This is a genomic window from Microbacterium sp. SORGH_AS_0888 (genome assembly GCF_030818905.1).
Classification (GTDB): Bacteria; Actinomycetota; Actinomycetes; order Actinomycetales; family Microbacteriaceae; genus Microbacterium.
Genome location: NZ_JAUTAZ010000001.1, coordinates 750,369 through 771,751, shown reverse-complemented (window position 1 = coordinate 771,751; position 21,383 = coordinate 750,369). Strand labels below are relative to the sequence as shown.

At 71.0% G+C, this 21,383-nt stretch carries 21 protein-coding genes, 1 other RNA gene and 1 pseudogene; 15 read left to right on the top strand and 8 right to left on the bottom strand.

The features are described 5' to 3' along the window. Positions 1 to 41 precede the first annotated feature (41 nt). From QE381_RS03755 to QE381_RS03715, 9 genes are all read left to right on the top strand, one after another. Positions 42 to 458, top strand: coding sequence for a Rid family hydrolase (locus QE381_RS03755; protein ID WP_307215629.1), 417 nt, complete (start codon positions 42 to 44; stop codon positions 456 to 458). Positions 459 to 524: 66 nt separating this feature from the next. Then, the gene (locus QE381_RS03750) at positions 525 to 1,490 is read left to right on the top strand and encodes a PDR/VanB family oxidoreductase (protein ID WP_307215627.1); all 966 of its coding nucleotides are present in this window, start codon (positions 525 to 527) and stop codon (positions 1,488 to 1,490) included. A 1-nt stretch (position 1,491) separates the two neighbouring features. Next, positions 1,492 to 1,776, top strand: coding sequence for a MoaD/ThiS family protein (locus tag QE381_RS03745; protein ID WP_307215625.1), 285 nt, complete (start codon positions 1,492 to 1,494; stop codon positions 1,774 to 1,776). A 3-nt stretch (positions 1,777 to 1,779) separates the two neighbouring features. Then, positions 1,780 to 2,913, top strand: coding sequence for a ThiF family adenylyltransferase (locus tag QE381_RS03740; RefSeq protein WP_307215623.1), 1,134 nt, complete (start codon positions 1,780 to 1,782; stop codon positions 2,911 to 2,913). 74 nt (positions 2,914 to 2,987) lie between these two features. Then, on the top strand, positions 2,988 to 4,076 hold the full coding sequence (gene moaA, locus QE381_RS03735) for a GTP 3',8-cyclase MoaA (RefSeq protein WP_307215622.1): 1,089 nt from the start codon (positions 2,988 to 2,990) through the stop codon (positions 4,074 to 4,076). Positions 4,077 to 4,080: 4 nt separating this feature from the next. Beyond that, positions 4,081 to 5,349, top strand: a complete 1,269-nt coding sequence (gene glp / locus QE381_RS03730; RefSeq protein WP_307215620.1) for a gephyrin-like molybdotransferase Glp — start codon at positions 4,081 to 4,083, stop codon at positions 5,347 to 5,349. Next, on the top strand, positions 5,342 to 5,824 hold the full coding sequence (moaC, locus tag QE381_RS03725; RefSeq protein WP_307215618.1) for a cyclic pyranopterin monophosphate synthase MoaC: 483 nt from the start codon (positions 5,342 to 5,344) through the stop codon (positions 5,822 to 5,824). The genes glp and moaC overlap by 8 nt, the downstream gene beginning before the upstream one ends. Next, on the top strand, positions 5,821 to 6,297 hold the full coding sequence (locus QE381_RS03720; protein ID WP_307215616.1) for a molybdenum cofactor biosynthesis protein B: 477 nt from the start codon (positions 5,821 to 5,823) through the stop codon (positions 6,295 to 6,297). The genes moaC and QE381_RS03720 overlap by 4 nt, the downstream gene beginning before the upstream one ends. Before the next feature lie 15 nt (positions 6,298 to 6,312). Beyond that, a complete protein-coding gene (locus tag QE381_RS03715; protein ID WP_307215615.1) occupies positions 6,313 to 6,768 on the top strand; it encodes a molybdenum cofactor biosynthesis protein MoaE in 456 nt (151 codons plus the stop codon). A gap of 150 nt (positions 6,769 to 6,918) precedes the next feature. Here the strand turns inward: QE381_RS03715 and QE381_RS03710 are convergent, their stop codons facing one another. Next, entirely contained in the window at positions 6,919 to 7,323 is a 405-nt protein-coding gene (locus QE381_RS03710) for an SgcJ/EcaC family oxidoreductase (protein ID WP_307215613.1), read from the bottom strand. Positions 7,324 to 7,539: 216 nt separating this feature from the next. On the opposite strand from QE381_RS03710, the gene secA2 reads away from it, so the two are divergent. Then, complete coding sequence (gene secA2, locus QE381_RS03705) at positions 7,540 to 9,858, top strand: accessory Sec system translocase SecA2 (RefSeq protein ID WP_307215611.1); 2,319 nt, start codon at positions 7,540 to 7,542, stop codon at positions 9,856 to 9,858. A gap of 105 nt (positions 9,859 to 9,963) precedes the next feature. Here secA2 and QE381_RS03700 read toward each other — a convergent pair whose 3' ends face one another. Genes QE381_RS03700 through QE381_RS03685 form a run of 4 tightly spaced genes read right to left on the bottom strand, consistent with a single transcriptional unit; the run spans position 9,964 to position 13,528 of the window. Continuing rightward, the gene (locus QE381_RS03700; RefSeq protein WP_307215610.1) at positions 9,964 to 10,764 is read right to left on the bottom strand and encodes an MOSC domain-containing protein; all 801 of its coding nucleotides are present in this window, start codon (positions 10,762 to 10,764) and stop codon (positions 9,964 to 9,966) included. A 57-nt stretch (positions 10,765 to 10,821) separates the two neighbouring features. Next, positions 10,822 to 11,637, bottom strand: coding sequence for an ABC transporter permease (locus QE381_RS03695; RefSeq protein WP_307215608.1), 816 nt, complete (start codon positions 11,635 to 11,637; stop codon positions 10,822 to 10,824). A 27-nt stretch (positions 11,638 to 11,664) separates the two neighbouring features. Next, entirely contained in the window at positions 11,665 to 12,663 is a 999-nt protein-coding gene (locus QE381_RS03690; RefSeq protein ID WP_307215606.1) for an aliphatic sulfonate ABC transporter substrate-binding protein, read from the bottom strand. A gap of 58 nt (positions 12,664 to 12,721) precedes the next feature. After that, the gene (locus QE381_RS03685; RefSeq protein ID WP_307215604.1) at positions 12,722 to 13,528 is read right to left on the bottom strand and encodes an ABC transporter ATP-binding protein; all 807 of its coding nucleotides are present in this window, start codon (positions 13,526 to 13,528) and stop codon (positions 12,722 to 12,724) included. 142 nt (positions 13,529 to 13,670) lie between these two features. Between QE381_RS03685 and QE381_RS03680 the strand changes: the two genes are divergently transcribed. Together QE381_RS03680 and rnpB are read left to right on the top strand one after the other, a co-directional pair. After that, positions 13,671 to 14,402, top strand: a complete 732-nt coding sequence (locus tag QE381_RS03680) for a zinc ribbon domain-containing protein (protein WP_307215602.1) — start codon at positions 13,671 to 13,673, stop codon at positions 14,400 to 14,402. A 22-nt stretch (positions 14,403 to 14,424) separates the two neighbouring features. Further along, positions 14,425 to 14,787, top strand: an RNA gene (rnpB, locus tag QE381_RS03675) — RNase P RNA component class A. A gap of 5 nt (positions 14,788 to 14,792) precedes the next feature. Here the strand turns inward: rnpB and ppgK are convergent. Further along, positions 14,793 to 15,593, bottom strand: a complete 801-nt coding sequence (ppgK, locus tag QE381_RS03670) for a polyphosphate--glucose phosphotransferase (protein WP_307215600.1) — start codon at positions 15,591 to 15,593, stop codon at positions 14,793 to 14,795. 70 nt (positions 15,594 to 15,663) lie between these two features. Here ppgK and QE381_RS03665 point away from each other — a divergent pair, with 70 nt between their 5' ends. From QE381_RS03665 to QE381_RS03655, 3 genes are read left to right on the top strand one after another with little or no spacing between them, the layout of a single operon-like run. Beyond that, positions 15,664 to 15,849, top strand: coding sequence for an SPOR domain-containing protein (locus QE381_RS03665; RefSeq protein WP_307215599.1), 186 nt, complete (start codon positions 15,664 to 15,666; stop codon positions 15,847 to 15,849). A gap of 52 nt (positions 15,850 to 15,901) precedes the next feature. Next, entirely contained in the window at positions 15,902 to 17,239 is a 1,338-nt protein-coding gene (locus QE381_RS03660) for a glutamine synthetase family protein (protein ID WP_307215596.1), read from the top strand. A 7-nt stretch (positions 17,240 to 17,246) separates the two neighbouring features. Continuing rightward, on the top strand, positions 17,247 to 20,240 hold the full coding sequence (locus QE381_RS03655) for a bifunctional [glutamine synthetase] adenylyltransferase/[glutamine synthetase]-adenylyl-L-tyrosine phosphorylase (RefSeq protein ID WP_307215594.1): 2,994 nt from the start codon (positions 17,247 to 17,249) through the stop codon (positions 20,238 to 20,240). A 9-nt stretch (positions 20,241 to 20,249) separates the two neighbouring features. Here QE381_RS03655 and QE381_RS03650 read toward each other — a convergent pair. Together QE381_RS03650 and QE381_RS03645 are read right to left on the bottom strand one after the other, a co-directional pair. Then, positions 20,250 to 20,862: pseudogene (locus QE381_RS03650) on the bottom strand (flavodoxin family protein). A gap of 73 nt (positions 20,863 to 20,935) precedes the next feature. Further along, positions 20,936 to 21,268, bottom strand: a complete 333-nt coding sequence (locus QE381_RS03645) for a YbjQ family protein (RefSeq protein WP_307215593.1) — start codon at positions 21,266 to 21,268, stop codon at positions 20,936 to 20,938. Between the last annotated feature and the right edge of the window lie 115 nt (positions 21,269 to 21,383).

Genomic DNA, 21,383 nt, shown 5'->3' with positions numbered 1-21,383 from the left:
GCACATCATCGTCACTCTCGTCATCCAGAAAGCAGTCTGCTGTGTCCATCACTGAAATCGTTCTTCCCGAAGGCAGCACCGGTCGGGTGCTGCGCGACCAGTTCCACTTCGCGGCCGCGCATCGCGTCGGCGACATCATCGAGTTGTCCGGTCACACCGGCCACCTCGCCGACCTGACGCTTCCCGAGGTCCTCGAAGAGGAGATCGCGACCGCGTTCAGCAACATCACCGCCACGCTCGAGGCGGCGGGCAAGAGCTGGAGCGACGTCTTCAGCGTCCGTACGTACCACGTCGTTCCCACGGGAGCGGACTCCATTCCCGGCGAAGCCATCGGCGCCGTCCTGACGGCGTTCGCGTCGCACCTCCCTGAGCGATACCCCGTCTGGACCGCCATCGCGGTCCCCGCACTCGCCTTCCCCGGGATGCACATCGAGATCGAGGTCAAGGCCACGATCTGACGGCCGGTGCGCGGAGCGGAGCCCCCGTTCCGCGCACCGTCCCCGCCACCGTTGAGGAACCAACCCATGTCCCACTCCATCACCATCTTCGAAGATCCGTTGACCCTCGTCGTCGGCAGCCGCCGCATGGAGGGTCGCGACGTCGCCGTCATCGAGCTGCGTGCCGTCGACGGCGGAACCCTGCCCGCCTGGACGGCGGGAGCGCACATCGGGCTTCGGCTCGGGGCGGAGGATCTCGTCCGCGAGTACTCGCTCTGCGGCTCGCCGTCCGACCGTCGTTCGTGGCGGATCGCCGTCCGCCTTGCCGAAGGCGGGCGAGGCGGCTCGGCCTACGTCCACGCGCACCTCACGGAGGGCGCACGCGTGGAGGTCGTCCAGATCGGCAACCTCTTCCGCTTCGACCCGGGTGCGCGCGCGTACTTCGTCGCGGCCGGGATCGGGATCACGCCCGTCCTGCCGATGATCGAAGCGGCCGAGGAGAACGGGCTTCCGTGGCAGCTGCTCTACCTCGGTCGGTATCTCGATGGGATGCCGTTCCTCGAGCAGCTCTCCGGGTTCGGCGACCGCGTCACCGTGGTCGAGTCCTCCACGATGGGCCGCGTCGATCTCGGGGCGGTCGTGGCGGGGAACACGGACGCCCACTTCTACGCGTGCGGACCGACGTCGCTGCTGGATGCCCTCGAAGACGCCGCGCGCAGGCATCCCGGGGTGCGACTGAGCGTCGAGCGGTTCACGCCGCGCGGCCCCGCCGAGGAGCAGGCGAACGCCGAGTTCACCATCATGCTCGAGTCGAGCGATCAGGTCATCCCGGTGCGTGCCGACCAGTCGACGCTGTCGGCTCTGCTGGAGGCCGGGGTGCGGGTGAGGAACTCGTGCGGCGAAGGCACGTGCGGCTCCTGCGAGGTCGTGGTGCTCGACGGGGTGCCCGACCATCGTGACTCGATCCTCACCGACGAAGAGCGCCTGGAAGGCGACTGCATGTACGTCTGCGTCTCGCGTTCGCGCAGCGCCACTCTCACATTGGATCTCTGACATGACCCCACAGATCAGCATCGAGGCCGACACGACCGTGCTGGGCACGATCGATGTCACGGTGCGCTTCTTCGCCGCGGCCAAAGCCGAGGCGGGATGCGCCGAGGGCGTCTGGCACCTTCCCGACGCCTGCACCGTGGACGACGCCATCGCTCGAGCCGGCTTCGGCTCCAGCGCGGTGTTCGGACGCAGCTCCTTCCTGCTCAACGGTCGTTCCGCGACCCGAGCAGCCGTTCTCGGCCAGGGAGACGTCCTCGACGTCCTCCCGCCGTTCGCGGGAGGCTGAGCGATGGCACTCCTGGAGACGCCCTCGCTCACGGCGATCCCGTTGCACGACTCCGCCCCGGCGGAGTTCCTCCCGGAGGAGCTGGCACGGTATGCGCGCCAGCTCACGATGTCCCAGATCGGGCGCGCGGGTCAGGCACGGCTGAAGCGTTCGAGAGTCCTGGTCGTGGGTGCCGGCGGCCTCGGCTCGCCGGTCATCGCCTACCTGGCACGGGCGGGGGTCGGCACGATCGGCGTGGTCGATCACGACACCGTGGCCGCCTCGAACCTGCACCGGCAGATCCTGCACGACGATCGCGCCGTGGGGATGACCAAGGTCGGCTCGGCCGCCGCGGCGGTCCGCGCGGCGAACCCGTACGTGCGGGTCGCCGAGCACGGCGAGAGGCTCGACCGGACGAACGCCGAACGCGTGTTCGCCGGGTACGACCTGGTGGTCGACGGCACCGACGACTATGAGACGCGCTATCTGATCGCCGACACGAGCGACCGGCTGGGGGTCCCGTGCGTGTGGGGCACGGTGCTCGAGAGCAACGGGCAGGTGTCGACGTTCTGGCGCGGCGCGCCGGGCGGCGGCGTCGCGCTCCGAGACCTCTACCCGCACGCGCCGCAGGACGACGGCGCGAACTGCGCGATCGCCGGCGTCATCGGCCCGCTCTGCGGCGTCGTCGCCTCGTGGATGGCGGTCGAGGCGATCAAACTGATCGTCGGCTTCGGCGATCCGTTGTTCGGCAGGCTCCTGGTCATCGACGCGGGCGACTCGTCCAGCGTCGAGGTTCCCTTTGCCGGCGGCGGAGGCGACGACCGTCTCCGAGCCGTGCCCGACGCGCGCCCCATCGACTGGGTCGAGCCGACGCAGCTGCGTGACCGCCTGGATGCCGACAGGGCGACACTCATCGACGTGCGCGAGTCGTGGGAGCGCGAGATCGCCGCCATCCCGGACGCGGTCTCGGTGCCGCTGGACCTCCTCCCGCACGCGGAGCTTCCCGCCGGCCCGCTCATCGTGCACTGCCACCACGACACCCGGGCACGTCGCGCACGGGACATCCTCGCCGCGGCCGGACGGACCGATGTCGCCGTGCTCCGCGGCGGGGTCGACGCATGGGCGCTCGCCATGGACCCGGACCTGCCGCGCTACTGAAGCGGCCCCTTCCCGCGAGCTCGCACCCGCGAGCCTCGCCCCTGTGTCGTACCCGAAAACCGAAGGATCCCCCCATGACCCAGAACCTCGGACTCCCCGGCGTCCGCCTCCTCCCCAGCGCGCCACCGCTGAGCGGCGGTCTCGCCGACCGCTACGGCCGCAGGGCGACGGACATGCGCCTCTCGGTGATCGACAAGTGCAATCTGCGGTGCACGTACTGCATGCCCGCGGACGGGATGGCGTGGCTGCCGAAGCAGATGCTCATGACCGCGGAGGAGATCGTTCGGATCGTCCGCGTCGGCGTCGAGATCCTCGGCGTCGAGGAGCTGCGGCTCACCGGCGGCGAACCGCTAGTGCGCAAGGACCTCGAGTACGTGATCGGTGCCGTGCACGCCGCATGCCCGAGCCTTCCGATATCGATGACGACGAACGCGATCGGTCTCGACGGGCGGGCGCAGGGACTGCGCGACGCCGGACTCTCGCGGATCAATATCTCGCTCGACTCGATCCATCCGGAGACGTTCGCCGCCCTGACGCGCCGCCCGATGCTCGACAGGGTCCTCGCCGGCATCCGGGCCGCGGATGACGCAGGACTCGGGCCGATCAAGATCAACGCCGTGCTGCTGCGCGGTGTGAACGATCACGAGGCCGCCGACCTGCTCGAGTGGTCGGTCGGGAACGGCTACGAGCTGCGCTTCATCGAGCACATGCCGCTGGACGGAGACCACGCGTGGAAGAAGGAGAAGATGATCACCGCCGAAGAGATCCGCGTCGGAGTCGCCGCACGGTTCGTGCTGACGCCCGACCCCGAGGAGCGAGGGGGCTCACCCGCCGAGCGCTACGAGGTTCGTCGCCGTGGCAGCGGACCCGATGAGCCCCCGCTCGGCCGGGTGGGGCTGATCTCCTCCGTCACCGAACCGTTCTGCGCGGCGTGCACGCGTACGCGCGTCACGGCGGAGGGCCGCATCCGGTCCTGCCTGTTCTCGCACGAGGAGACCGATCTGCTCGGCATCATGCGCGAGGGGGCGAGCGATGAGCAGATCGCGCAGCGGTGGCGGGAGGCGATGTGGGGGAAGCCCCGCGCGCACGGCTCCGACTCCGTGGGCCTCTCCAGCCCGGACTACGTGCAGCCCGAGCGCACGATGAGCGCGATCGGAGGCTGAGCGCATGGACACGGTCGCCCAGGCCGGGTTCGCCCGGCGCAGCGTGACGGAACACGCCGAGGTCGTCACGGCCCTCGTCGCAGCGATCGAGCGCCGGAGCGAAGTGCTCGGCATCACCGCACTCGAGACGGATCACTTCCGCACCCTCGCGGAGGACGTGCACGCCCCGGCACACCTGCCGCCGTTCGACAACAGCCAGATGGACGGGTTCGCCGTGCATCGCGCCGATCTTCTCCACGCGCGGCCGGACCGTCCCGTCCGGCTCGCCGTGACAGGTCACATCGCCGCCGGGGATCCGGCGGGCACGCTGCCGCAGGGCGAGGCGTGGGCGGTGATGACGGGAGCGCCGCTTCCGGTCGGCGCCGACGCGGTGGTCCCCATCGAGGCATCCGGGCTCGGTGCCTTCCCGCGCCCCGACGAGGCCGCCGCGATCACCGTGACCGCGACGCCGGCCGTCGACGCCTTCGTGCGCCGTGCCGGCTCGGACGTTCGCGCCGGCGACGTGATCGCCCCCGCGGGAGCCGCGCTCACGCCGCCGCTCATCGGGGTGCTCGCCTCCGCCGGAGTCCGGCGCGTCGCCGTGCTCCGCCCCTTCACCGTGCTGCTGATCGCGACCGGCTCCGAGCTCCGCCGCGACGGCGAGCACGAGCGACCGGGGAGCATCCTGGATGCCAACACGCCGGGCCTGACCGCGCTGCTCACGGCGATCGGGGTCCGCGTGATCACACCAGGCTTCGTGCACGACGAGCCCCGGCAGCTGCTCCACGCGATCGAGGCGAACGCCGCCGAGGTCGACCTGGTCGTCACGGCGGGCGGAGTCAGCGCCGGGGCCCACGAGGTCGTGCGTGACGCGCTCGCGGAGCGGGGGGTCGCGTTCGGATCGGTGACGATGCAGCCCGGCGGCCCTCAGGGTGTCGGACGCGCCAGCATCGGTCCGCGCGACATCCCCGTCGTCGCCCTCCCCGGCAATCCGGTCAGCGCGTTGATCAGCGCCGAGGTGTTTCTACGACCCGCTCTGCTCGCGGCCGGAGGATGGTGGTCGCAACGCCCGACGGTCGAGGCGGCCCTCACGGAGGCCGCCGACTCTCCCGCCGGAAAGCTCCAGCTGCGCCGGGCGCGCAGCACCGCCGACGGAAGGATCGAGCTCGTCGGCGGGCCGGGGTCGCACCTGCTGGGTGCTTTCGCCCGCTCCGACCTGCTGGTGCTGCTGCCGGAGCACGTCGCTCGCGTGGAGGCAGGCGACATCGTACGAGCCTGGAGGATCAATGGCTGAGAACGCGGATCGTTTGACCCACCTGCGTCCGGACGGCGCGGCGCACATGGTGGACGTCGCCGACAAGGACGTCACCCGCCGGCGGGGCGTGGCGGTGGCGACCCTGCGGACGCGTCCCGACGTCATCCGTCTGATCGCGGACGGGACCCTGCCCAAGGGCGAGGCGATCGGGACGGCACGACTGGCGGGCATCATGGCGGCGAAGGCCACGAGCACCCTGATCCCGCTCTGCCACCCGCTCGCCATCACGAGCGTCGACGTGGTGCTGACGGTCGGACCGGATCGGGTGGACATCGTCGCCACGGTCTCCACGCTGGGCCGCACCGGCGTGGAGATGGAGGCCCTGACGGCGGCATCGGTCGCGGGCCTGACCTTGTACGACATGATCAAGGCCGTCGACCGGGCCGCGCGGATCACCGACATCGCCGTGATCGAGAAGGACGGCGGTCGCTCGGGGCATTGGGTGCAGGAGTGAGGCGCGCGCTCGTCGTGGTCGCCTCGACCCGCAGCGCACGAGGCGAGCGCCCCGACCGCACGGGCCCGATGATCGTCGACTGGCTGAACGCCCGCGGGTGGGCGACCGAGCGGCGCGTGGTCGAGGACGGGCCCGCGGTCGGAGCCGCCCTCGAGCACGGCATCGATCAGGGCGTCGAGCTGATCGTCACGACCGGCGGCACCGGGATCAGCCCGAGCGACGCCACCCCGGAGCAGACGCTTCCCCTGCTCGACCGCATCCTCCCCGGGGTAGGCGAGGCACTTCGCGCGCGCGGCGCGTCGACGACCCCGCTCGCAGCCCTCAGCCGCGGGGTCGCCGGCATCGCCGAGCGCAGCTTCGTGGTGAATCTGCCGGGCTCGCCGTCCGGGGTGGCGGACGGGCTGGCTCTTCTCGACGATCTGCTCGCTCACATCATCAGCCAGCTGGCCGGCGGCGATCATGCCGCCGCGTGAAAGAAAGGCCTCCGAGTGACCTCCTTCCTTCCCACCACGGACCCGTCCCGCCGCGTCGTCTCGGCCGACATCAGCGCCGAGCCGATCGGCGTCCCCCTCCTGCTGGCCAGCACGCGTCCCCCGAGCGCCGGTGCGATCGTGACGTTCGACGGCGCCGTCCGTGACCACGACGAGGGTCGGGGCGTGACCGCGCTGCGCTACAGCGCGCATCCCAGCGCCGCCGACGTGATCGCATCCGTCGCGCGGGAGATCGCGGCGGAGTTCCCCGACGTGACCCTCGCCGTCGCGCACCGCATCGGCGATCTCGTCGTCGGTGACTGCGCTCTGGCCTGCGTCGTCTCGTCGGCGCACCGGCGCGAGGCGTTCGCCGCCTGCGCGGAGCTGGTGGACCGTGTGAAGGAGCGCGTGCCGATCTGGAAGGAGCAGGTCTTCGTCACGGGCGAGACCGAATGGGTCAACGCGATCGGCTGAGGCGACGTTCGCGACGGCGCTCGCCGCTCGTAGCTCGTCAGTTCGTCGGATGATCGCACGGATGTCGCACGATCCCGCCGGAAGGCTGCGACATCCGTGCGAAGCGGCGACCGCCGGGCGTCGGCCTGAGCGGTGCGAGGGTCCTGCGGTTCACCGGTGGTGCCCCAGCGGCGTGTTCTGGTACGACACGAAGACCCATTCGCCCTCGATGCGCTGCGCGACCAGGGTGTAGACGGTGCGCTTGTTCTGCTCGCTCGATCGCTGGTCGAGGTAGACGACATGGCCGTACCCGAGGAGCACGGCGACATCGGGAGTGAGAAACCGCAGTCGCTCGATTCGGCCTTCGAGGCGGCTGTTCCGGGCCCAGGCGGAGTAGATCACGTCGTGACCGTCGATGATCTCCTTCCAACCGTGCTGGACGCCGCCGGCGCCGTAGATGTAGTCGGCGTCGGGGCTGAAGAAGGCGGCGTACGCCTCCGAGTCGCCCCATGCGTCGAGCATGCGCTGATAGAGCTCGCGGATCGCCGTCTCGTCGGCATAGCTGGGAGCAGTCATGAAGGATCCTTCCGTCGCAGGAACCGGCGCGCGGAATGCGACCGCCGGTGAGAATCCTGCGAGACGACACAGAAGGATCGTCGGAGGGCCAGAACGCCGACCCCTTCGGAGCTCACGCCCCTAAACATTGGTTCCCGGCGTCGAAGGTAGCCCACAACCCCGACCACGGCAACCTGCCGCGACCGCGTCACGGAACCCGGGTGCGAGCATGGGGACATGGCACGTATCGCGCGCGCGGACACCCCGGCCTTCGACTTGCGCCGGTTCCTGCCGCCGCGCGTCGCCGAGATCCTCGGCACGTCCGGCGCCGCATCGTTCCGGCCGCAGCGAGCACGTGTCGTCGAAGCCGCGGCGCACGCCGCATCGGCACGTCGGCTGAGCGACGACGAGCTGCGGGCGCAGGCGTCCGGATCGGACACGGCACGGCTGCTGGCGCTCATCGCCGAAGCGGCGGGGCGCGCGTTCGGCCATCCGCCCTACGACGAGCAGCTCCTCGCGGTCGCGGCGCTCGTCGACGGACTCGCGGTGGAGATGGACACCGGCGAGGGCAAGACCCTCGTGGGGGCGATGGCGGCGGCATCCCACGCGCTCGCCGGCCGCCGCGTGCACGTGCTCTCGGTCAACGACTACCTGGCGCGCCGCGACGCCGAGTGGATGGCGCCGCTGTTCGAGATACTCGGCCTCGACGTCGCCTGGCTCGGTCAGGCGTCCTCGGCGGCGGAGCGCCGCGCGGCGTACCGGGCGTCCGTGGTCTACGCGCCGGTGTCCGAGATCGGATATGACGTGCTGCGCGATCGCCAGGTCATCACGCAGGGCGAGCGCGTGGCGCCCGAGTTCGACGTCGCCGTCGTGGATGAGGCGGATGCCGTCATGATCGACGAGGCGATGACCCCGCTCGTGCTGGCCGGCACGGGCCCGGACGCTGCCGAGGACCTGATCGCCGCCACCGAGCTGGTCGCGGGGCTGACCCGTGGCATCCACTACGCCGTCGACGAGGACGGCGCGACGGTCTCGTTGACGGATGCGGGCCTCGACGCGATCGAGAGTCGTCTGGGCGGCGTCAACCTCTTCGACCTGGAGCACAGCTCCTCGCTCACGCGCATCAACCTCGCCCTGCACGCCCGTGCGCTCGTCCACCGCGACGTCGACTACCTGGTCGCGGACGGCCGCATCCGCCTGGTCAACACGGCGCGGGGACGCATCGCCGAGCTGCAGCGCTGGCCCGACGGACTCCACGCCGCCGTCGAGGCGAAGGAGGGTCTCGAGGTGACGCCGCCGGGGGTGATCCTCGACACGATCACGGTCCAGGACCTGCTGCTGCGCTATCGGACGCTGTCGGGGATGAGCGGCACGATCCTCGCCGTCGCGGAGGAGCTCGCAGAGTTCTACCGGCTCGGCTCCGGACGCGTCGAGCGGCACCGTCCCGGCGTCCGCGTCGACGAGCCGCTGCGGGTGCTGGCCACGCCGGAGGAGCGAACGGCGGCGGTCGTCGCCGAGATCGCCCGGCGGCACGACGAAGGGCAGCCCGTCCTCGTCGGCACGCAGAGCATCGCGGAGTCGGAGGCGCTCGCGGGGCTCCTTCCCGTGCGGATGCGGGCGCGCGTGCTCAATGCGCGCAACGACGAGCAGGAGGCGGCGCTGGTCGCGCGCGCGGGGGAGTTCGGCGCCGTCACGATCTCGACCCAGATGTCGGGGCGAGGGACCGATATCAGGCTCGGCGGCGCCGACGAGGGCGACCGCGAGCGCGTGGTCGCGGCGGGTGGCCTGGTGGTGATCGCGACCGCGCTGTATCCCTCGCGGCGACTTGACCAGCAGCTGCGCGGCCGCGCGGGAAGGCAGGGAGATCCGGGGGCGTCGGTGTCGTTCGCGAGCGTCCGTGACGACCTGGTGCTCCAGAACGCGACACGTCGCAGCCTCGAACGCATCGAGCGCGGCGGTCTCGATGCCCGCGCTCGTGTCAAGGTCGCGAGGGAGGCGCAGCGCATCGCCGAGACGGTCCGCCTCGGACGGCATCGCGGGACGTGGGAGTACAACCGCGCGATCGCCGCCCAGCGCGAGAAGGTCCTCGCCGTGCGCGGCCGTGTGCTGGCCGGCGAGCAGAGGGACCGCCTGCGCGAGCTGGCCGCCGATCGAGGGAGGGCGCTCCTTCGTGACGCCGGCGAGGACGCCGTCGACCGCGCCGTCCGCCTCCTGGCCCTCTACCACCTCGATGACGGGTGGCAGGAGCACCTCGCACTGCTCACGGAGGTGCGTGACGGCATCCACCTCCGGGTGCTCGCCGGACAGAATCCCGCAGAGGAGTTCCACCGCATCGCCCTGCGCGAGTTCGACGGGTTCTTCGAGCGGGTGGATGCGGCCACCGCCGATGACGTTCGCCGGCTCTCGGCCGACGACCTCGACGATCCGCTCGGGGGACTCGGCCGCCGCCGGCCTTCCGCGACCTGGACGTACATGGTCCGCGACGATCCCTTCGGCGCCGCGGGCGGCCGCGCGGGACGACTGCGCGACGCGATCCTGGGCCGGCGCGAGGGGTGACTCGTGCCGTCAGCGACTCCGCGATCCGCACGGCCTCAGCCCGATGCGGGCTCCCCGGCAGAGGGCGCGCGAATGGCGGAGGGCGCGCGAATGGCGGAGGGCGCGTCACCCTTTCGATGGCTCGAGCACGACCTCGTCGCCGACCCGGATCGTGCCGCCCCCGTCGGCGGGCAGCAGCAGGATGCCGAGGGTCGGCTCGTCCTGGCCGAAGCGGCTCGTGAGCACGCGCAGCAGTCGGGCGTCGCGTTCCCCGGTGTCGGGGTTGGCCATGATCGCCGCGCAGCGCTGGATCGGCTTCTGCACCTCGAACCGCACCTCTCCGATGCGCACACGGCCCGTCCATCCGAGCTCGGACCACGCAGGGATGCCGGCCACGACGACGTTCGAGCGGAAACGGCGGTCGTCCACCGGAGCGTCGACCGCCGCGTCCACCGCCTCGACGGAAGCGGCCGCGTGCAGCGAGACGAACCCCTCGGGTCGATCCTGGAACCGCGGCGTGCGGCCGTCGCCGAGGAGCTCAAGGGGGAGCGCTCCCTCCGCGTCGAGGAGGGCGCCGTCGGGGCCGTCGCGCAGCCACGCGGCCACCGCATCGGCGATGCGCCGGCGCCCGGCGGGATCGAGGCTCGCGCGTACGAGGATTCCGGCGGGGGAGTCGATCACGACGATGTCGTCGTCGAGCCGCAGCGTGAGCTGGGCGAGCGAGGGGAAGCGCATCAGCGACAGGCCGGCGTTCTTGGGCCAGTAGTCCCGTCCGTCCCGCGCCTCGGGCCGTGTCGCGGATGCGAAACGGAAGGCGAGGGCGCGGTCGCCGTCGATCCGCCCGCCCCGCTGCACGCGCAGCTCCTTGCGAGGCTCGGGCGTGAATCCCTTGACGGGGTAGCGGAACAGGGCGCTGACGGCGGGCATGAGGCTATCGTCTCTGCCGCGCGGGCGACCGTGCAACGCGGACTCGTGCTACGGGGCTCAGCCCCAGCGGCGCACGGCCCACCGTTGCGCGAGTGCGAGGAGCGAGTCGCTGAGCTTGCCCAGGACCGCCAACAGGATGATCGCCAGGACGATCTGATCCACGCGGCCGTTGGACTGCCCGCGGGTCAGGAGGAAGCCCAGCCCCATCGAGGCGCCGAGCAGCTCGGCGGCGATGAGGAACAGCCATGCCTGAACGAGGGCCAGGCGCAGGCCGCCGAACACGCTCGGGAGCACCGCCGGCAGCTGCACCGTGAAGAACAGCCGGATGCCCGTGAAGCCGTAGGCGCGACCCAGCTCGATCAGCTTCGGATCGACGTGGTGCAGCGAGATCGAGACCATCGTGAAGATCGGGAAGAACGCGCCGATCACGATCAGGATGATCTTGGACTGCTCACCGATCTGGAACCAGACGATGAGCAACGGCACCCACGCGAGGCTCGGCACGGCGCGGATGATCTCGAGCGACGGGGAGAGCGTCGCATCCCAGAACCGTGAGAGCCCGACGAGGCCGCCGAGGGCGACCCCGAGGACCGCCGCGATCACGAAGCCGATGAGGACGCGTTGCACCGAGATGGCGACGAAGATGCCGAGCTCGCCGCGCTCGGCGAGGTCGACCGCGGCCTGCCACACCCCCTGCGGGCTCGGGAACTGGTACGGGGCGACGACCGCGGCGCCGGGGATCGTGACGGCGAACCAGACGATGATGAGCACGACCGGCAGCACGGCGCCCAGCGCGATGCGCACACCGCGTCGCGCCAGGATCGACGGCGCAGCCGTGGGGGCCTCGGTGGGCCGGATGCCGGTCGTGCTCATGTCATCGTCTCCGTCGTCGCCGAGGGGTCAGCTCTTCGCCTTCTCGGCGAACTGCGGGGCGAACAGCGTCTTCAGCGCATCGTCGATGGCCTGCTGGCTGGCGACGTCGTTGTTGGCGACCTGGATGGCGCCGATCTTGGTGAGCACCGCGGTGAGCGCGTCGCCCGGAACCGGGTCGACGTTCAGTCCCTCGCGCTCGGAGATGACCTTCTGGGCGACGGCGAGGTCGATCGAGGCGGCCTTGGCCAGGATGTCGGCCGTCTTGTCGGGGTTCGCAAGGGCCCAGACGCGCGCCTTCTCGTAGGCGTCGACGACGTCCTGCACGACCTCCGGGTGCTGCTCGATGATGCTCTCGCTCGCGTTCAGGACGCTGTAGGAGTTGAAGTCGACGTTGCGGTACAGGAGCTGCGCTCCCGCCGCCTCCGCGGAGGCCATGATCGGGTCGAGGCCGGCCCAGGCGTCGACCGAGCCGCCCTGGAGCGCCGCCCACCCGTCGGCGTGGATGAGGTTCTCCACCGTGACGTCCTGGGTCGAGAGCCCTGCCTGCTCCAGCGCCTGCACGAGGAAGAAGTAGGGATCGGTGCCGAGAGCCGCGGCGACCTTCTTGCCCTTGAGGTCGGCGACCGAGGTGATGGACGAGCCCGCGGGGACGACGAGCGCCGCCCACTCGGGCTGAGCGACGACATCCACGATCTGCTGCGGCTGGCCGTTGGCGCGTGCGAGGAGCGCGGCCGAGCCCGCCGTCGAGCCGAAGTCGATGGCCCCGGCGCGCAGCGCCTCGTTGGCCTTCGACGAGCCGAGCGACTGCGTCCACTGCACGTCGTAGCCCTCGTCCTCGAGCCAGTGCTGGTCCTTGATGATCAGGCTCAGCGGGTTGTAGGTGGCCCAGTCGATCTTGAGGGTCGTCGTGCCCGCGGAGCCGGCGGGTGCTGCGGAGGAGCCTTCGCCGGCGACGCAGCCGGTCAGGGCGAGCGCGGCGACGGCGACGCCGGCGGCGAGGCCGGTGACGCGACGGAGGAGGGACATGGTGGTGCCTTTCGCTTGCTGTGCGGAGTGCGGGGGAGAACGGGCGCGAAGCCCGGGGTCAGTGGGCGTGCCGGTCGATGCCGAGCGTGCCGAGCAGGTCGGCGCGCAGCGCCGCGAGCTCTGCCGAGCCGCGGTCGCGCGGGCGGTCGCCGGGCACGGTGACGATCTGCTGGATGCGTGCGCCGGGCGCATCGGCGTCGACGCCGAGCACGATGATGCGATCCGCGAGCTGGAGCGCCTCGTCGACGTCGTGGGTGACGAGCAGCGTCGTGGTCGGCGCCTCGTCGAGGACCGACAGCAGAAGGTCCTGCATGCGCAGTCGTGTCAGCGCGTCGAGGGCGCCGAAGGGCTCGTCGAGCAGCAGGACCTCGGGGCGACGGGCGAGCGCGCGGGCCAGCGATGCGCGCTGGGCCATGCCGCCGGAGATCTCACGCGGGCGGTGCCCGGCGAAGTCGGTGAGGCCGATGAGGCGCAGGAGCTCCTGGATGCGGTCGGTCCGCGCCGCGCGGGGAACGCGCGGCGGCAGGCCGAGCGCGATGTTGTCGGCGACCGAGAGCCACGGCAGCAGCCGCGGCTCCTGGAAGCCGATCGCGATCCGCTGGTCGATCCCCGTGACCCGTTCGCCGTCGAGGGTCACCTCGCCGGTCGTCGCCGCATCCAGACCCCCGGCGATGCGCAGCAGCGTGGACTTTCCCGACCCGGACGCACCGAGGATCGCGATCAGCTCACCGGCGGCGACGTCCAGGTCGATGTCGCGCAGCACGAGATGCGTGCCGAAGGCGCGGCCGAGTCCGCGGATGCGCAGCTGCGCCCCGTCGCTCGGACGGGCGCCGTCTGCGGTCAGCTCGGACAGGGCGGCGGGCATGCGTCCTCATTCGGGGCTCGAAGATGGGTAGACGGGGGTCGGCTCAGGTTAGCCGTGGTGGCGCACGGCCAACCACGCCGGGCGACACGGGAGGTAACACGCGGCGACGCGGCCGGGATCGCCGCTGGCGTAGGTTGGAGGCGTGAACGCAGCTCCCGCCGATCAGCTCCGACTGCTCGACCTCGCCGACCTCGACGCGCAGGTCGCGCAGACGGAGCAGGCCCGTCGCAATCCGCCGCAGGCGGGCCGGGTGAAGGAGCTCCTCGAAGAGCGTCAGGCGCAGAACCGCGTGCTCGGCGAGCGGCAGGGCGTCGTCGACGACCTGAAGGCCGAGCTCGGACGCATCGAGGCCGACGTGCTGGTCGTCGACGCGCGGCAGCGTCGCGACACGGCGCTTCTGCAGACGGTGTCGAACCCGAAGGATGCCGCGGGCCTGGAGCACGAGCTCGCCTCGCTCGTGCGGCGTCGCAGCGATCTGGAGGATGCGCAGCTGGAGGTCATGGAGCGACTGGAGGAGGCCGAGGCCGAGGTCGCCCAGCAGGAGGCATTGCTCGCGACGATCGGCGAGGAGGGGGCGCGGCTGAGCGCGGAGGCCAAGGCGGTCGTCGCGGACGCCACCGAGCGCATCGCCCGGCTGGAGCGCGATCGTGCGGCGGTCTCCGGCTCGATCCCCACCGATCTGGTGGGCATGTACGAGCGCCTGCGCACGCGCAGCGCGGGCGCCGCGCTGCTGCGCGCACGCACGTGCGGCGGATGTCACATGGTGCTCTCCGGGACAGACCTGGGAACCCTGCGCCAGACACCGCCCGAGGCCGTCGCGACCTGCCCGGAATGCGGCTGCATCCTCGTGCGGACCTCGGAGTCGGGTCTCTGAGGCCTAGACTCGGGGGTGCGAATGGGTCGGCCGGACGGTCGCGTGGCGGGTTCTCCCGCACCGAGGAACGTCCGGGCTCCGCAGGGCAGGGCGGTGGGTAACACCCACCCGGAGTGATCCGCGAGACAGTGCCACAGAGAGCAGACCGCCCGGGCTTCGGCTCGGGTAAGGGTGAAAGGGTGGTGTAAGAGACCACCGGGGCCGTGGTGACACGGCCCGCACGGTAAACCTCGCCCGGAGCAAGGCCAGACAGGGGATGATGACGCGGCCCGCCGAGTCCCCGGGTAGGCCGCTGGAGCGGCACGGCAACGTGTCGCCGAGAGAGATGACCGTCAGAGGGGCATCAGCCCCCGAACAGAACCCGGCGTACAGGCCGGCCCATTCGCCCTCTCAGGATGCCGCGGTCGTGGCGGCCAGGTGTGCCGGTGCCGCGCCGCGGGACAGTGACGCCGCTCCGATGATCCCGGCGTTGTTGCGGTGCACCGCGGGAACGACCGGCGTCTTCAGATCCAGCAGCGGCAGGAACTTGTCCGCGTGCTTGGAGACGCCGCCGCCGATCACGAACAGATCCGGGCTGAAGAGGAACTCGAGGTGCGAGTAGTACCACTGCAGCCGTTCGGCCCACTCCTTCCAGCTGAGCTCGTCCCGCTCCATGGCGGAGTAGGCGGCGTAGGCCTCGGCGTCCTTGCCGTGCTTGGCGCGCTGCAGGTGGCCGAGCTCCGTGTTGGGGACGAGCTCGCCGCGATAGATCAGCGCCGAGCCGATGCCGGTGCCGAGGGTCGTGAGCAGCACGAGCCCCTTGACGCCCTTGGCGGCGCCATAGCGGACCTCGGCCAGACCCGCGACATCCGCGTCGTTCGCGAAATGGATGTCGCGGCCGAGGCCCTTCTCGAAGAACTGCTCGGCGGGGAAGTCGATCCACGTGTCCGACACGTTCGCCGCGGAGAGCGTCCGGCCGTTCTTCACGATCGCGGGGAAGGCGACGCCGAGCGGGTAGTCGGACTCGGCGGCGCCCAGGGTATCGAGCACCTGCCGGACGGCGCCGAGGACGTCGTCCGGCTCCGCGCCTTCGGGGGTGGGGACCTTCACGCGGTCGCTCACCAGCTCGCCGGCGTCGAGGTCGACGACACCGCCCTTGATGCCGGTTCCTCCAATGTCGATGCCGACCGCGCGCGTGCCTGTTGAAGCCATGCCCTCCAGCCTACCGAGCACGCGGCCGTGGATCAGTAGGATCGAACCAGGCACCGACGAGGAGACCTCTGTGAGCGACGACAGCGAGAAGTACTGGTACAACCTCAAGACTGGCGAGGTCGAGCGCGGCTACGAGTCTCCTGCCCCCGACCGTGCGGGTCCGTTCGACTCGGCGGAGGAGGCGCGCAACGCGCCGGAGGTCATTCGCGAGCGTTCTCGGCAGTGGGCCGAAGACGACGCGCGCGAGGACGACTGAGCCGCACCTAGCATGGGATCCGAGTCGAACGACGGCCGGTGAAAGGGAAGTCATGGACAAGCAGCGGGACTTCGTACTGCGCACCATCGAGGAGCGCGGCATCAAGTTCGTGCGCCTGTGGTTCACGGATGTGATCGGCACGCTCAAGTCGGTCGCGATCGCGCCGGCCGAGGTCGAGGGCGCATTCGCGGAGGGACTCGGGTTCGACGGTTCGGCGATCGAGGGGCTCACGCGCTCCTATGAGTCCGACCTGCTCGCGCACCCGGACCCGACGACCTTCCAGATCCTGCCGTGGCGAGGGGAGATCGACCCCACGGCGCGGATGTTCTGCGACATCACGACGCCCGACGGACAGCCCGCCGTGGCCGATCCTCGCCATGTGCTCAAGCGTTCGCTGGCCAAGGCGGCCGACGCGGGGTTCACGTTCTACACGCACCCCGAGATCGAGTTCTACCTGCTGAAGTCGTCGTCGTATGGTCCCGAGGGGCCCGAGCCGGTGGACTCCGCCGGCTACTTCGACAACGTGCCCGGCGGCACGGCCCACGACTTCCGTCGTCGCTCGGTGCGCATGCTCGAAGACCTCGGCATCTCGGTCGAGTACAGCCACCACGAGGGCGGCCCCGGTCAGAACGAGATCGATCTGCGCTACGCCGACGCGCTCACGACCGCGGACAACATCATGACGTTCCGCACCGTGGTCAAGGAGGTCGCGATCGAGCAGGGCGTCTACGCGACGTTCATGCCGAAGCCGCTCAGCGGTCAGCCGGGTTCCGGGATGCACACCCACATGTCGCTGTTCGAGGGCGACATGAACGCGTTCTACCAGGAGGGGGCGCAGTACCAGCTCTCGAAGGTCGGGCGGCAGTTCATCGCGGGTCTGCTGCGCCACGCCGGTGAGATCTCCGCCGTCACGAACCAGTTCGTGAACTCGTACAAGCGCCTGTGGGGCGGCGACGAGGCCCCCAGCTTCATCTGCTGGGGCCACAACAACCGTTCCGCGCTCGTCCGCGTGCCGATGTACAAGCCCAACAAGGGCCAGTCCTCCCGCGTCGAGTACCGGGCGCTGGATGCCGCAGCCAATCCGTACCTCGCCTACGCGCTCATGCTCGCGGCCGGGCTCAAGGGCATCGAGGAGGGCTACGAGCTTCCCGCCGAGGCGGAGGACAACGTGTGGTCCCTCACGGACGCGGAGCGCCGGGCGCTCGGGTACGCGCCGCTGCCGACCAGCCTCGACCAGGCGCTGCAGGCCATGGAGGAGTCGGAGCTGGTCGCCGAGACGCTCGGGGAGCAGGTGTTCAACTACGTCCTGCTCAACAAGCGCAAGGAGTGGCAGGGCTACCGTGCGCAGGTGACGCCGTTCGAGCTGCAGAGCAACCTCGAGATGCTCTGATGAGGCGATGACCGCATCCGATCGCGTCTCGCCCCGGACCGAGCTCGCTCGGCTCGGCTTCGGCGAGATCAGCGATGCGGAGGCGGCGTTCGCCGAGGTCGAGGAGCTCACGGGACGCTCGCGCGACGAGTGGCTGGCGGACTCCTCGATCGCCGCCGACCCCGACGGCGCGGCTGCGGCCCTCGTGAAGATCGCACGACGCGACGGATCGACGGTCGGCACCGTCCTGGCCGATCCTCGCGGTCGACGGGCGCTCTGGGCGTTGCTCGGCGCGTCCCGCGGCTTCGCCGACTTCTACTTCCGGCACCCCGGCGAGCTCGCGGACCTCGTGACCGCCGGGGACCGGCTGCCGACCTCGGCCGAGCTGCACGCCGAGCTCCTGGACGCGATCGGGGCGGTCGACGGGTTCTCGGCCGACGGCGCCGACACGGCGTGGATGGCGCTGCGTGTGCGATACCGGCGACTGCTGGCCCGCATCGCCGCCTACGACCTGCTCAGCGGCGATGCCGTCGCCGTGATGCCGGTCGTGTCGGCGTGCCTTGCGGATGCGGCGGCGGCGGCGCTGGAGGCGTCGCTCGCTGTCGCACGCACCCGCGTCAGCGCGGGCCCGGGGTCCCTGTTTCCGCGCGATCAGGTGGCGGCGACGTCCCTCGCGATCATCGGGATGGGCAAGACCGGTGCCCGCGAGCTGAACTACGTCAGCGACGTCGATGTGATCTTCGTCTGCGGCGCCGCGGCGGGAGCCGATGACCTGGGCGAGAGCCGGATCATCGACATCGCGACCCGCCTCGCCGTGCAGACGATGCGGGGGATCTCCGGCGCCGACATCGAGCCGCCGCTGTGGGAGGTCGATCCCAACCTGCGCCCGGAGGGCAAGCAGGGAGCGCTGGTGCGCACGCTCGACTCGCACGTGTCGTACTACGACCGCTGGGCGAAGAGCTGGGAGTTCCAAGCGCTCCTGAAGGCGCGCGCGATCGCGGGCGACATGACGCTCGGCGAGGCCTACGTCGCCGCGGTGCAGCCGAAGGTGTGGACGAGCGCCGCGCGTGAGAACTTCGTCGACAGCGTGCAGCGCATGCGCGAGCGGGTGACCGACCATATCCCCGCCGCCGACGTGCCGTATCAGCTCAAGCTCGGGCCCGGCGGCATCCGGGACGTCGAGTTCACGGTGCAGCTGCTGCAGCTCGTCCACGGGCTGACCGACGAGAACATCCGCCAGCGCGGCACGCTCGAGGCGCTCGAGGCGCTCGTCGCCGAGGGATACATCGGCCGGGCGGATGCGGCCGCTTTCGAGCGCGACTACCGCGTCCTGCGCGTGCTGGAGCACCGGATGCAGCTGCGCGGCCTCGCGCGGACCCACCTCATGCCCTCGCGTCCGGAGGACCAGCGCGTGCTCGCCCGCGCGTCGGGTCTGGCCGAGACCGGCGAAGGCGTCTGGGCCTTGTGGGAGCAGATCAAGCGTGAGGTGCGCGACATCCACGTGCGGCTGTTCTATCGACCGCTGCTGTCCGCTGTCGCGTCCCTTCCAGAGGTCGACCGCTCGCTCTCCGCGGCGCAGGCGCACGACCGGCTCGCGGCGATCGGCTTCCGCGATCCCGTGGGAGCGCTGCGGCACATCGGCGCGCTCACGGCGGGCCTGAGCCGCAAGGCCCAGATCCAGCGGCATCTGATGCCCGTGATGCTGCGCTGGTTCGGCGACGGCGCCGACCCCGACTACGGTCTCATCGCCTTCCGCCGCATCAGCGAGCGGCTGGGGGACACACCCTGGTTCCTGCGCATGTTGCGCGACTCCGCCGGCGCGGCCGAGCGCCTCACCCGGGCGCTGTCGGGGTCCCGGTACATCGGCGAGCTGATGGAGTGGATCCCCGAGTCGGTCGCCTGGCTCGACGACGCCGAGCAGTTGCGTCCGCGCAGCGGCGTCGCGCTGCAGCAGGAGGCCCGTGCGATCCAGACCCGGCACGACACGATCGAGGACGCCATGCGCTCCGTGCGGTCGTTGCGACGGCGGGAGCTGCTGCGCATCGCGATGACCGCCGTCGTCTCCGACCTCACGGTCGAGGAGCTGGGCGACGCCCTCACGACGGTGACGGAGGTGACGATCCAGGCGACGCTGCGCGCGGTCCGGCGCGAGGTCGTGCCGCCCGAGGACGACGAGCTCGACTTCTCGGTCATCGCGATGGGGCGTTTCGGCGGACGTGAGCTCGGCTTCGGCTCGGATGCGGACGTCCTCTACGTGTACCGCCCGAACGGTGTCGAGCCGCAACGCGCACACGAGCTGTCGCTGCAGCTCGTCGCGGGTCTGCGCCAGCACTCCGAGGACCACCGTGTGCCGCTCGACCTGGATGCGGATCTCCGCCCCGAGGGGCGTACGGGGCCGCTCGTGCGCTCACTCGACGCCTACGCCGAGTACTACGGCAGGTGGTCTCTCTCCTGGGAGGCGCAGGCGCTGCTCCGCGCCCGCGGCGTCGCCGGCAGCGTCAAGCTGATCGCGGCCTTCACCGAGCTCGCCGACGGCGTGCGGTATCCGGCGGTCGCGGACCCGCAGGGGCTCCGCGAGATCAAGCGCATCAAGGCGAGGGTCGAGAGCGAGCGGCTGCCGCAGGGAGCGGATCCGCTGCGGCATCTCAAGCTCGGTCCCGGCGGGCTCAGTGACGTGGAGTGGCTCGTGCAGCTGCTGCAGCTGCAGCACGCCCGATCGGTGCCGGACATGCGCACGACCTCCACGCACGACGCCCTGTTCGCGGCGGAGGCGGCCGGGTTGATCCCGGAGACCGCGGCGGCGCGGCTGTGGGAGGCCTGGCGTCTCGCGAGCCGTCTGCGTTCCGCGAACACGCTGCTCTCGGGTCAGACGAGCGACGTGCTGCCCGCTGACCGGCAACGGCTCGACGGCATCGGACGGCTGCTGGACTACCCGCCCCGCTCGGCGAGCCGGGTCGAGGAGGACTGGATGGGGACGGCCCGTCGCGCCCGTCGAGTCTTCGAGAAGCTCTTCTACGGCTGACCGCGCGGCTCAGGCGGCGGGGTAGCGATCACGTCGGAGGAGCCGGGCGAGCGCGGCGGCGTTCCGGGCGAGGGTGGCGGTCGCGCTGCGCACCGCATCCGGGGTCTCTGCGAGATCGCGGTAATCGGTCGTGTGCATGGCCTCCCCGTTCCAGTACGTGCCCCCCTGCGCGGGAATCGTGAAGCCGGTGTCGTTCAGCGCCTGGAAGATGTCCGCCGTGATCTTGTGCGCACCGTCCTCGTTGCCCACGACGGCGGTGACCGCGACCTTGTCGAACATGATCGGGCGGCCTTCGAGATCCTGTTCCGACAGCTCGGCGTCGAGCCGTTCGAGCACCCGCTGCGCCACCGAGGACATGTGTCCCATCCAGGTGGGGGAGCCGAGCACGAGGATGTCGGAGGCGCGGATCCGGGCGAGGATCCCCGGCCACGCGTCGCCATCGCCCATGTCGGCCTCGACGCCCGGCTTCACATCGTGGTCGACGACACGGATCTGGTGGCCGTCGACGCCGTGCGCGGCGAGCGCGGCGAGGAACCTCGGTGAGGAGCCTCTCGGTGCTGGAAGGGGCAGGGCCCGGTGTGAGCGTGCAGTTGAGGGCGATGGCCTGGAGCGGAGCGGTCATGCTGCGACGCTACGCACGGCGCGCACCTCCCGTGGTGGCTTGACACGGCCCTCGCAGGGGTCTGCCCCGCGCACTACGCCTGCGGGGGCTCGATCGGCTCGATGACGACGGCCGTGCCGTAGGCGCAGAACTCCGTGAAGTTGCCGATCGAGCCGGAGTCGAACCGCATCGCGACGACGGCGTTCGCCCCGCGCTGCTGAGCCTCCGCCCACATCCGCTGCATGACCTCGAACCGCGACTCGTAGATCACCTTGGTGTACTCGGGCATCTCGCCGCCGGCGAGCGCGCGGAACCCGGCGGTGAAGTTCTGGCCGAAGTTGGCCGACCGCACCGTCAGCCCCATGACCTCGCCCATCACGCGGGTGATGCGGTATCCGGGAACCTCGTTGGTGGTGACAGCGAACATGATGACCTCGTCTCTTCGGTGATCCGCCGCCTGTGCCGAGTGGCGTGCGCACGGAGCTGACACGATCCTAGGGATGCCGATGCCCCCACGCGTGAGGAAACGCCCATGAGAAGAG